General features: G+C 66.9%; 8 protein-coding genes. 6 read left to right on the top strand and 2 right to left on the bottom strand.

Going from position 1 to position 11,729, the window contains the following annotated elements:
* Nucleotides 1-90 precede the first annotated feature (90 nt).
* Complete coding sequence (locus tag NCW75_07090; GenBank protein UYV14049.1) at nt 91-2,328, top strand: hypothetical protein; 2,238 nt, start codon at nt 91-93, stop codon at nt 2,326-2,328.
* Here NCW75_07090 and NCW75_07095 read toward each other — a convergent pair.
* On the bottom strand, nt 2,325-2,981 hold the full coding sequence (locus tag NCW75_07095) for a cyclodeaminase/cyclohydrolase family protein (GenBank protein ID UYV14050.1): 657 nt from the start codon (nt 2,979-2,981) through the stop codon (nt 2,325-2,327). The two genes, NCW75_07090 and NCW75_07095, sit on opposite strands and share 4 nt — an antisense overlap.
* Before the next feature lie 71 nt (nt 2,982-3,052).
* On the opposite strand from NCW75_07095, the gene NCW75_07100 reads away from it, so the two are divergent.
* The 3 genes from NCW75_07100 (at nt 3,053) to ilvE (ending at nt 6,505) form a co-directional block, all read left to right on the top strand.
* Nucleotides 3,053-4,534, top strand: a complete 1,482-nt coding sequence (locus tag NCW75_07100) for a TIGR01777 family oxidoreductase (GenBank protein ID UYV14051.1) — start codon at nt 3,053-3,055, stop codon at nt 4,532-4,534.
* On the top strand, nt 4,531-5,301 hold the full coding sequence (locus tag NCW75_07105; protein ID UYV14052.1) for an SDR family oxidoreductase: 771 nt from the start codon (nt 4,531-4,533) through the stop codon (nt 5,299-5,301). The genes NCW75_07100 and NCW75_07105 overlap by 4 nt, the downstream gene beginning before the upstream one ends.
* A gap of 178 nt (nt 5,302-5,479) precedes the next feature.
* The gene (gene ilvE / locus NCW75_07110; protein ID UYV14053.1) at nt 5,480-6,505 is read left to right on the top strand and encodes a branched-chain-amino-acid transaminase; all 1,026 of its coding nucleotides are present in this window, start codon (nt 5,480-5,482) and stop codon (nt 6,503-6,505) included.
* Between the two features lie 210 nt (nt 6,506-6,715).
* On the opposite strand, the gene NCW75_07115 is transcribed toward ilvE, so the two are convergent.
* Nucleotides 6,716-8,053, bottom strand: a complete 1,338-nt coding sequence (locus tag NCW75_07115) for an FG-GAP repeat protein (protein ID UYV14054.1) — start codon at nt 8,051-8,053, stop codon at nt 6,716-6,718.
* A gap of 233 nt (nt 8,054-8,286) precedes the next feature.
* On the opposite strand from NCW75_07115, the gene NCW75_07120 reads away from it, so the two are divergent.
* On the top strand, nt 8,287-10,218 hold the full coding sequence (locus tag NCW75_07120; GenBank protein UYV14055.1) for a hypothetical protein: 1,932 nt from the start codon (nt 8,287-8,289) through the stop codon (nt 10,216-10,218).
* Between the two features lie 795 nt (nt 10,219-11,013).
* Nucleotides 11,014-11,619, top strand: coding sequence for a 30S ribosomal protein S4 (gene rpsD / locus NCW75_07125; protein UYV14056.1), 606 nt, complete (start codon nt 11,014-11,016; stop codon nt 11,617-11,619).
* Nucleotides 11,620-11,729 lie beyond the last annotated feature (110 nt).

Below are 11,729 nucleotides of genomic sequence, written 5' to 3' on the forward strand. Positions count from 1 at the left end.
CGTCACGGGTCGACCCGGATAGCATCCCGACCCCTCTTTGCAGGCCGCTCCCGGGCCTTGCCGATGGCTGGGCGGCGACAGGAGACCCCCATGAGCACCGAAACGCCCACCCACTTGCCCAGTAGGACGGCCGGCGGAACCCAGCAGATCGAGGCCCAGGACGCGGGCGAGAAGCCGGGCCAGGCCGAGTACCCCCGCGTGCGGACGGCTGGCGAGGTGTTCGTGTCGCCGCGGGTGGTCGATCGGGTGGCCTTTGAGGACTACGCCCAGGCCCTGCGAAAGCTGCTGGCGGCGGCGACGAGCGAGGGCGAGCACCTGCGGCGGACGGCCGTGGACGCCAGCCGGACGCTGAGAGCGATCGGAGAGGTGCTGCCAGCGGTCGATACCAAGCTGGCCAAGGCCGGGGAGATGCTGAACACCCTCACCCAACGGCTGGAGAGCGCCGAAACCATCGCCAAACGGGCCGAGGCCGCGGCCGAACGGGCCGTGACGGCCGAGCGGCGCATCAAGGACATGGACGACCGGGCGCGCCAGCGGATCTTCGAGGCCGGCACGGCGGCGGCCGACGAGGCCGTGACGCGGGTCGAGGAGGTTGCTGAGAAGCGGGCCAACGAGTTGGACGATCGCGGCGAGACGCTCTCGACGTTCGTGGATCGCGGCCGGGCCGACTTGGCCGAGGCGAGGGCCAAGGCGGTCGAGGCGCTCCAGAAGGTGGCCGAGCAGACGCGGGCGGATGCCCAGGACGGGCTGGAGGCGATTAGGAGCCGCGGCACCCAGGCACGCGAAGCCATCGCCGAGGATCACTCTGATGCGACGCACGACATCGGGCAGGCGCGCAACGAGTCGGTTGAGGCGATCGGCACCGAGCGGGGCGCGGCCGAGGCGGCCCTGGCCGACCGTGTGGAGCGGCTCAATGCTCGGATGGACGAGCTGATCGAGACCGCCGAGGGGCGGCTGGCCGGAGTGATCGAAACCCGCGACGCGGAGGCGGCCGAGCGGGCGGCGGTCTTGACCGAGCGCATCGAGGGGATGGCGACGCGGATGGACGAGACGTTCGAGGCCGCCGAAAAGCGGCTGGCCGAGGTCGTCGAGTCTGGCGACGCAAAGGCGGGCGAGCGCGTCGCGGCGCTCGCCGCCCGCGTCGAGCACGAAGTCGACCCGAGGCTGGCGGAAGCGGAGGCGAACGCCGACGCGGTGCTCGAGCGTGTCGGGCAGGTCGACACGAAGGCGCGCGGCGTGTTCGAGCTCGATCTGGACGGTGTTGAGGCGTTGTGCGAGCGGGCCGAGCAACTGCTGCAAGAGACCGGCGCGGGGCAGGCCAAGCCCGCCGAGGGCACGCTGGCGGCGGTCGCGGCCGAAGCAACGGCGGCGATGGAGCGGATGGACGACGTGGCCACCGCGGGCGAACGCGCCCGGCGGCAGGCCGAAGAGAGCCGCAAGGCGCTCGGCGAGTCGATCGATAGCGCGGCGCTGTGGCTCGATCGGTTGGTCGAGCAGCGCGACGGGCTGCAGCAATCGATCGCGCTGGCCACCAAGCTGTGCGAGCAGGCCGAGGGGCAGCTCTCGCAGCGGCACGCCGAGCTCGACGAGGCCATGCGGGCACCTGCGACAGAGGTGCAGCGTCACCTCGAGGCGCTCAAATCGGCCTCGGAGCAGGCCGAGGCGCGGCGGGGCGAGCTGGCCGAGGTGATCGACAAGGCCGAGAAGCGGGCCGAGACCAAGGCCAACGCGGCGGCGGACAAGGCCGCCGAGAAGGCCATCCACAAGGCGAAGATCGAGACCGAGAAGCTCGACGCGAAGGCCATCCAGGCACGACAAGCGCTCGAGCAGGCGTGGAAGACGCTCGAGACGCGGCTCAAGGGCGAACTGAAGGAGAGCCTGACGGCGTTGAGTGCCGAAGGCCAGCGGGCCGAACGGGCGAGGCAGTCGCTGCGCGAGGACATCGAGGCGGCGCGCCAGGTCGAGAAGGAAACCCGCGCGGCCATCAGCAAGCCCGCGGCCCCGTCGAGCGTCGACCAGCTCAACAAGCTGGCAACGCTGATGCAGGACCTGGCCGATCGCACGAACGTGAAGTCGGGCGCGACCCCGGCGGCGAAGAAGGCGCCCGTTCAGGCTGAGGCCAAGCCGGCCCCCGTGGCTGCCTCCACGCCAGCAACCAAGGCGGTAGCAAAGCCCACCGCAAAGACCCAAACCGCTGCCCCCGCGACGAAGAACGTCGCCAAGAAGACCGCAAAGAAAGTGGCAAAGAAGGCACCCGCCAAAGTGGCGAAGAAGACTGCCAAGAAAGCCGCCAAGAAGACCGCGACAAAGAAGAAGGCCGGCGGTTAGTCGTCGATCAACGCCTCGATCGAGTGCAATAGCCCCTTGGCCCGCTCGACGGCACCGAGGCTCGTCGCCTGCGCATCGCGCTCGGCTTCGGGTGAGACGGCCTTGCCCAGCGTCGGAGCGTTGACCTCCACGTTACAATCGCTGGCGCGTACCGCGGCCTCGGCCAGGATGGCGGCGATCTTCAGGTCACTCAGCAGCCATTGGTTCGCGATCGGGGCGAGTTCCTCGAAGCCCTCGAGCAGGCTGAGGCAGACGCGCTGCACGTCAAGCGGCACGTCGACGCAGCGCTGGGCGGCGTCGGCGAGGTTGGCCGTCCGCTGCGGGTCGCCTTCGTCCAGGCGCTGGAGGGCGTTGAGCTGGGCGTAGGCGGCCGCATCGGCGTCGGCGAGTTCCAGGAGCTTGCAACTCGCGGTCGCGCAGCGGTCGGCGAGCATCTCGTGGGCCTCGGCGTGCTTGGCAAGGCTCTTCTTGCCCCGGCTGTAGGCCAGCACCATTCCCGCCAGGGATGCCGCCAGCGAGCCAGCGGCGCTGGCGACCGCCCCACCGCCCGGGGCCGGGCTTTTGCGTGCGATGGCGCTAAGCAGCTCACCGAAAGCCTGGAAACCGATGCTGGCGTTGGTGGACTCCGTCGTTTGGGCAGCGTTGTCGGCCATGCAGCACTCTACTCACCCTGATGGGCGGCCGGCCGCTGGCTTTGGCGGCCTGCGCGTGCGATGATGCTCCGATGCGAACATTCCGCGCCACATCCGACATGCCCTGCGACGCCCGGGCCCTGTATGACTGGCACGCCCGTCCGGGAGCGCTCGAGCGCCTAACCCCTCCGTGGCAGTCCGTGCGAATCGCCGAGCGGAGGCCCGGCAGCGATCACCCCCGGATCGGCAACGGGGCGATCGCTCGGATGATGATCGGCGTCGGGCCGCTGAGCATCCCTTGGGTGGCCGAGCACTTCGACCATGAACCGCCCAACGGTTTCAGCGATCGTCAGGTGTCCGGCCCGTTCGGGAGCTGGACGCACCGGCACCGGTTCAACGATCTTGACAACGGTTGGAGCGAACTGGACGACAGCATCGAGTACTCGCCGCCTGCGGGGCTCGCGGGCTCTGTATTGCTGGGCGGGAAGCTGGCCAGTGATCTGGACCGCCTGTTCTGGTTTCGTCACGAGCGGACACGGGCGGATCTGGCTCGTCACGAGTCGAACGCGAAACCCAAGACGATCGCCATCGCCGGCTCCTCGGGCATGATCGGCTCGGCCTTGGCGGCGTTTCTGTCGACCGGTGGACACAAGGTCATCCGGCTGGTCCGAAAGCCGGCCGAATCGGGGCCCATCGACGGCATCGAGCAGCGGCGGTGGGACCCGGTCGGCTGCGATTTGGCACCGGGTGCGCTCGCTGATGTGGACGTCGTGATTAACCTGTGCGGAAGCAACGTGGCGAGCCGGCGGTGGACCGACAAACGCAAGGTGGAACTGGAACGCAGCCGGGTTGGGTCGACGTCCCTGCTGGCCGGCACGATCGCCGCGCTGCCCGGCGCCGACCGGCCGGAACTGCTCATCAACGCCTCTGGCGCGCACGCGTACGGCGATGGTGGCGACGAGCCGGTGACCGAACGGAGCGACCGGGGGCACGGATATCTTGCCTCGCTGGTACGCAAGTGGGAAGCCGCAACGCGACCGGCCGAGGCGGCGGGCGTGCGTGTGATTCACGCCAGGCTCGGCATGGTGCTGGGCGCGAACGGCGGGGCGCTGAAGTCACTCATGCTCCCGACGAAGCTCGGGCTGGCCGGCCCGATCGGCACGGGCCGCCAGTGGTGGTCTTGGATCGGGCTGGACGACGCGATCGGGGCGATCCATTTCCTGCTATCGCGGGACAACATCAGCGGTCCGGTGAACGTCTGCGCTCCCGATGCCGCGACGGCCAATGACGTGGTGAGTGCGATCGCCGAGGCCGCGCGCCGGCCGGCAGTAGTCGGGCTGCCCGCCGGCGCGGCACGAACGCTGATGGGCACAGAGATGGCAACCGAGTCGCTGCTCTCTTCAATTCGGGCCGAGCCGACCATCCTGAACGAGTTGGGCTTCGCGTGGCGGCACCCAACGCTCTCGCCGGCCGTCGGCTGGGAACTCGGCATCCGCCGCCTCGTCGCACAATCCGCGGGCACCGAGCCTGCGCCATTCCTTCCCGGCAGAAAGCGCCAATCGGAGACGGCATGACCCAGACAAATCTCAATATGCACACGGACCGTGCCTATCTGCTCATCGGCGGTGCCGGCGGCATTGGTAGCGAGCTGGCCCGCGGGCTGGCCGGTGCTGGCGCACAACTCACGATTGCTGGGCGTGATGCCGGTAAGGCCAAAGCACTCTCGGACGAGCTAGGCGTTCACGCACTCGATTCGCTCAACGCGACCGACCACGAAGCGGTCGATCGGGCGGTCGCAGATGCTGCGGACCACCACGGCCGTCTCGATGGTGCGGTGAACCTCCCGGGCACCATCATGCTCAAGCCCGCACACCTGACCACGCCGCAAGAGCTTCGAGACACGATCGACACGAACCTCGTCACGGCGTTCAACCTCGTCCGCTCGGCCAGCCAGGCGATGCGGAAGGAGGGCGGCAGCATCGTTCTGATGTCATCGGCGGCGGCGACCAGCGGCCTGCCCAACCACGAGGCCATCGCGGCGGCCAAGGCCGGGGTGATCGGCCTAGCCCGTTCGGCGGCGGCGACATACGCGGGCAACGGCGTGCGCGTGAACGCGGTGGCCCCTGGCATGGTCCGCACGCCCCTGAGCGAGCCGATCCTCAGCAACGACATGGCCGAGAAGGCCTCGACCGCCATGCACCCATTGGGCCGCTTGGGTGAACCGGCGGACATCGCCGGAGCGATCGCCTGGCTGCTGGAGGCCGGGCAGGGATGGGTCAGCGGCACAGTGCTCGAAGTCGATGGCGGGCTGGCCAACCTGCGTGGGCGGGTGAAGGTCTAGCCGTCCGCTGGCCGCTCATGCCGGTCCGAGAGGCCCTGCGTACGCATCCTGATAGGGAGACGCCCCATCACCGCCCCGCCTGCGGAGCGGCCCTACTAGACTGCGGCACTGCCAGGGGCCCAACGGGCCGGGATCGAACAAGGATGGACCGACATTGGCCGAGCACGGAGACAAGACCATGACCCAGACCACCAGCCCGACCATCCGGTCAGCGGGACCGGGCCCGACCGCCAAGGCCGATGATCTTGTCTCGGGCAGCGCGACCGATCGGCCGCTGGTCTACGTCAACGGCGAGATCGTGCCCAAGAGTCAGGCCAAGGTGGGCGTGTTCGACCACGGCCTGCTCTACGGCGACGGCGTGTTCGAGGGCATCCGCGTTTACAACGGCAAGATCTTCAAGCTGGCCCAGCACATGGACCGGCTGTGGGACAGCGCCGAGCGCATCTTCCTGGACATCGGCATCAGCCGCGACGAGATGATCGACGTCCAGCGGCGGTGCATCGAGGCCAACGGCATCGTCAACGGCTACATCCGTTTGCTGGTCACGCGCGGCGAGGGCACGCTGGGGCTGAACCCGTACCTGTGCCCTAAGGCCGGGGTCATCTGCATCGCCGACCAGATCCGGCTGTACCCCGAGTCGATGTACGAGGCGGGCATGCGTGTGGTCGTGGCCCACCGGCCGCGCATCGGCGTCGAGAGCCTGGACCCGCGCATCAAGAGCCTGAATTACCTCAACAACATCCTCGCCAAGTGCGAGGCCATCCACCTGACGCGCGACCTCAACATCACCGACGAGCAGGACAAGCTGCTCGAGGTCATCATGCTCAACCCCGAGGGCAAGGTCGCCGAGGGCTCGGGCGACAACATCTTCGTGATCAAGGACGGCGCCCTGCGCACACCGCCGGTCGAGGACGGCTGCCTGAGCGGCATCACCCGCCGGTTCGTGATCGAGCAGCTCGCGCCCAAGTGTGGCTTCACGGTCGAGACCGGGCACATCTCGCTTGAGGACATCTACGCCGCCGACGAGGTGTTCATGACCGGCACTGCGGCCGAGCTGATCGCCGTGCGTGAGGTTCTCGAACACGACGGCAAGGGCGGGGTCACCGCCAGCCACCCCATCAGCGATGGCGAGGGCCCGGTGACCAACACGCTCCGCACGGCGTTCCGCACGATCGTGACGAGCGACGACATTCCCGAGGATTAGAAATCGAGCACGATCTGGACCATGCCCGGGCGCGAGCCCGGGTTTTTTGTTTGGAGTGCGAGGGGCTCGAAGGCGGAACGCAGGGGATCACCACAGAGGTACAGTGGGATAGTGAGCAGGAGGGGGCGGTCCGTCCGAGCCGGATGCGTGAGCACCCGGCCTTCTTGTGCTCTTGACTGATGCCCGATGCCCAGTGCCGAATGCCTCTCTTTACTCGCACCCCGCGTCGAACGCCGTCTGGAAGGCCAGGAAGTCGAAGATGGTCAGCTCGCCGTCGCCGTCGAAGTCGGCTTCGCTACTCCCGTCGTCGAAGGCGTTGAAGAACAGCAGGAAGTCGAAGATGGTCAGCGTGCCGTCGGCGTCGAGGTCGGGAGCGCACAGCAGGCAGTCGAGGTCGTACACGTCCGCCAGCCCATGTTCCTCGCCCATGAAGAACGATTCGCTGCAGCCCACCACAAGTTGCCCGCCGCCGAGGTCGACCGCCTCGCCGTAGTCGCGGGCCGAGATGTCGACCGCGACTGTCGCCGCGTGGGCCCACGGCCCGGCCACCGAGCGGCGGTACAGGTGGGCCGCACCGACGCCGAAGCCACTGCCGGCGTGATCGCTGACCGCACCCACGGCGATCACATCGTCCTCCAACGCAACATCCCAGCCGAATTCGGCGACCGGGCGGAGCGGTTCGGGCAGGAGTTCCTGCTCCAGCACCCACTGCCCGGCCTCGAAACGGTACACGTAAGCCCCGCCGACATTCTCGAGTCCACCGGTGTCGAGCGACCGTGCCCCCACGACCAATGTATTGCCTTGGAGCGCCAGCGAAGTGCCGAGCCTGGGCCCCACATCCGCCGGCTCGGGAGTGAGCTTCTGCACCAACGCGGGCCGGCCATCGGCGTCCCACTCGTAAATATACACCGCGCCGTTCTGGTTGCCCGTCAGGTCCTCGCCCGGCGCTCCGACGATCAGGAACCGCTCGTCCATCGCCAGCGCGTCGCCGAAGTCCGAACGCTCGAACTCGCTGTCGGGCGAGACGATCTCCTCGACGAACGCCCACTCTTCAGCGCCCTCACGAAAAACCAGCACGTCCTCGCCCGCGTTGCCGATCGCTGCATGACCGTGGACGAACGCGACGTGCTCGCCCCACGTCCGCGATCGATCGGGACCGGCGGATAACTCGGCACTCATGGCCCATCGCCCGCCGACAAACTCGTAGATCAGCGCACCCCCGGCCGGATCCACCTGCACGTCGCCGGAAATGAAGCGATCGCCGTCAAGCACAATGTCGCCGCCGCTGCCGCCGGGCACGGTGTGGTTCAGCGCCCAGTCGCCGGTGTCAGGATCGCGGCGAAACGTGTAGATGAGCGAGCCGCCGAAGCGATCGACGATCAGCAGGTGCTCGTCGCTGATGGCGACATCAACACCGAACTCCAGATCGCGCGGCTGGAAGTCCGGACGGAAGCGTTGGGCCAGGCAGTCGCCACCGGGCTGGGCCAAGGCACCCAGAGCGAGGCCGTGTAGGGCAATGAAAAACACTGTTGTATGAAAGAGCTTCATACCATCAGCATACAGGAAACGACCGCCGGATGCAAGCCGATGTCGTGATATCGACAGATTCTCTCAACACATATAGAACAGCACGCACCAAACAAAGTACACGACCCCAACAGCGACATGAGATCGCACTCATCCCTTGGTAGTTCGCTTGACTATCGGTCTCAAACCAATAGCGTGCTCACAGACGCGAACACCGCCGGAACGCACCGGCGCTCGCGTCGCAGGAGTGTTTTATGTACAGGTTCTCCAAGAGCGGGATCGTCACCATTACCCTCGCCTCGATGCTGCTGGCCGCCGCTGGCGCGGCCGCCCAGGTCGAGGTGGTCGCCCGCGTCGCGGACGACGACGATGAATTCGGTGAACGGTCCACCGACGCGGCCGTGTCGGTGGGCGAGGACGCCATCCTGGTCACCACCAACCATGGCTTGACGCTGCTGGATCGCACCGGGTACATCATCGACGAGGTGAAGATGACCGACACCGGGTTCCCGTTCATCCGCACCGGCGACGGAACCGGCGACGTTGCCCCGAGCCGCTGGTTCGACGGCCGCACAGAGTACGACCCGGAGAACAACCGGCAGTGGATCCTGTATAGCGAGGAGAACGCCAGCAACTGCAGCGCCGGGGATGACGACATCTCGTCGATGCATCTGGCGGTGTCTAAAGGCATGACGCATCCCAACGAGATGGACGGCTTCGGCAACGACGATTGGTGGTTCTATACGGGCACAACGAGTGATCCCGGCAATGGTGATATCGCCTTCGACATGAACAACAACGATATCGAAAGGTTCGTGGCCGGGGGACCGCACAGGCCGTTTCCAGACACACCATTTGCCGCCAAGCGAAGCGCGCTTTTCGACCTGCCCACGATGGCGATCGAGGACGATTTCGTGTTCGTGACGGCGTTCGGCATCGACGCCGACGAAGATCCGATGGATCCCATGAAGTTGGGGCCCGCGTACCTGTTCCAGGCCATGTTCATCATCCCCATCGAGTTCGGCAGCGGCTCGTCGATGCTCGACGGCGACAAGCCGGCCGAGGACCTCATCGTGTGCATGCGGCCCCGCGACCTGCCGGAAGCCGACGACGCGTACGAGCGTGACCTGCACACCCGCCATTTCGCCGTGCAGGAGCCCTTCGAGCAGGAGGATAACGCCCAGTTCTTCATCTCCCTCGATCGGTCGGCCGGTGAGAAGAGCAAGATCCGTCTCGGCGGGCTGTGGTTCGACCCCAGCGATCCCCCAGGCGAATGGCGATACACCCAGCACCTCGACAGTGGGACGCTGGACCTGGCGGACATGGCCGTGCCCACGGGCATGGGGTTGGAGTTCTTCGCCACTGCCACCGGCGGTTACGACATCGTGACCCCCGACTCGGGCTTCAGCCCATCCACCGGCACGTCGTTCTTCTCGTCGGCCGTACTGGCCGAGGACGTGAACGGCGACATGCGGATGTTCGCGGCCCATCACGTCTACACGGAGGATAGTTCCGGCGACGTCGACGGTATCCACGTGCAGTGGTACTACATCGATCCCGACCTCGACGACTTCCGCAAGGTCCAGGATCCTGTGACGTGGACGCCATCCATCCTCGAGAGTGGCCGCATCAGTACCGACGGCACCAACGCTGGCGACTGCTATTTCCCATCCATCGGCGTGACCAAGCAGGGCGTGGCGTACGTCGAGTACACGTTCTCGAACGGCACCACGTGGCCTGAGATCCGCCGCGTGCAACTCGACAACGACTACGATACGGCGATCCATTCGAACTTTCCGGTCAAGGCCGGTCCGGAAAACCTCTCGTACAAATTGGTCGTCGATGAATGTTCGCCTGGGAATCAGACATGGGCCGACTTCAGCGACATGCAGGCCGACCCGTTCACATGCGACCTCTGGTCGTCGCACACCCTCGTTCATGACGACATGCAGACCCACACGAGCATCGACGAGATCGATCTTCGAGACGTGTGGCTGCTGCAGAACCCCATCAACTGCAACAACGCCAACCTCAACGGCGACGGCGGCGTGGACCTGCTGGACATGGCCATGTTCAACGATTACTACGCCACCGGCGCCCGCCGCGTGGACATGAACACCGACGGCACGACCGACGCCACCGACGCCGCCGAGTACGCCGACGCCTACGGCGACCAGAAGGACTAAGGCCCCACTTGGCCAGAATGCAGTCCTTCCCCCCACGGGCCCGCCCACGCGGGCCCGTTCTCATGCCCCTCCGAGCCCTCCGCGTTCGATGCCTTCCCGGGTGTTGGTCCGCGTACACACGCAGCGCGGCTCGGACGGAGGGGAGCCAAGGCCACGGCTCCCGCTCGCGGCTCGGAAGGAGGGAGAAGCCCCCCACGGAGTGGACCCCGTACGGAGTACCCCTCACGGAGCGGGTCCGGATATGGAAACCGCGTTCACGGCCTCTGGGGGGCGATTCGGGCCGTCGGATACGATTTTCCATCGAGCGGAAAACACTTCCGGGCGATGGGAAACCGTTTCCGAGCGATGGGAAATCGTCTCCGATCGAGCGGAAATCACTTCCGGGCGATGGGAAACCGTTTCGGATCGATGGGGAACAGTTTCCGAGCGAGCGGGAATCGTTTCGGATCGCTGGAAGATGATTCTCGGGCGATGGGGGGGCGTCGCCGGGCGATGGGCGGGAGCGGCCGGGGGATGGAAGGGAGCCCGGGCTTACACGGGGCCTGGTGGCCCGGGCTCGTGCCCACCGCCCTCGGGGCCCTTGGTGGCTCCCAAGTTGATTCCCACCGCCCGGCGACCTTCAATCCTTTCCCGCACGTTCTGTCGCCAGATTCGTGCGGCCAGAGATGGCCCAGCGTGGGCCGGATCAGTGCATTTGCCGGCCCGCAGTCGCGGTCGCCGGCCTGATCGCCGGGATATGTCCCGGCACCCCCGGAGGGGCCCACAAGGCCAATTCGGTGGGACGGAGATACGAAAATGGCCAACTACACCGGACCCAAGGTCCGCCTCAGCCGCCGCGTGGGTGTTCCCATCGAGGCGGTGCCCAAGCACACCAGCAACGAGCGCGTCCGCCAGCCGCCGGGCATCCACGGGTTCCGTGGCCGCCGCCCGCGCGATTACGGCATCCGCCTGACCGAGAAGCAGAAGCTCCGCTTCCACTACAACGTGGGCGAGAAGCAGTTCCGCCGCTTCGTGAAGGAAGCCAAGCGACTGCCGGGTAACTCCGGCGACATGCTGCTGGTGCTGCTCGAGACCCGCCTGGACAACGTCGTCCGCCGTATGGGCATCGCCCGCACTATCTGGGCGGCCCGTCAGATCGTGGCCCACGGGCACATCCTGGTGGACGGCCGCAAGACCGATCGCCCCAGCTTCCACGTGAAGCCCGGGATGGAGATCACGGTGAAGGAGAAGACCCACAAGCTCTGCCGCGAGAACATGGAGAGCATCCCCGGGCACGAGGTGCCCGGCTGGATCAGCTTCAATCCCAGCGAGCTGAAGGCCAAGGTCGTGGCGGCACCCAAGGCCGACGAGGTCCCCTTCCGCGTGAACACGAACCTGGTCATCGAGTTCTACCGCTTCTGATTCGCTCGGTTTTTTCCGGGCGGCGCGTCCGCCGCGCGAGGCATCGGCCCCGCGCGTGCGGATGGCTCGGCTGGGGCCGGTCGGTCCGCCGGCACCCGGCAGACACGGGT

It is taken from the genome of Phycisphaera sp. (assembly GCA_025916675.1).
GTDB lineage: Bacteria > Planctomycetota > Phycisphaerae > Phycisphaerales > UBA1924 > JAHCJI01.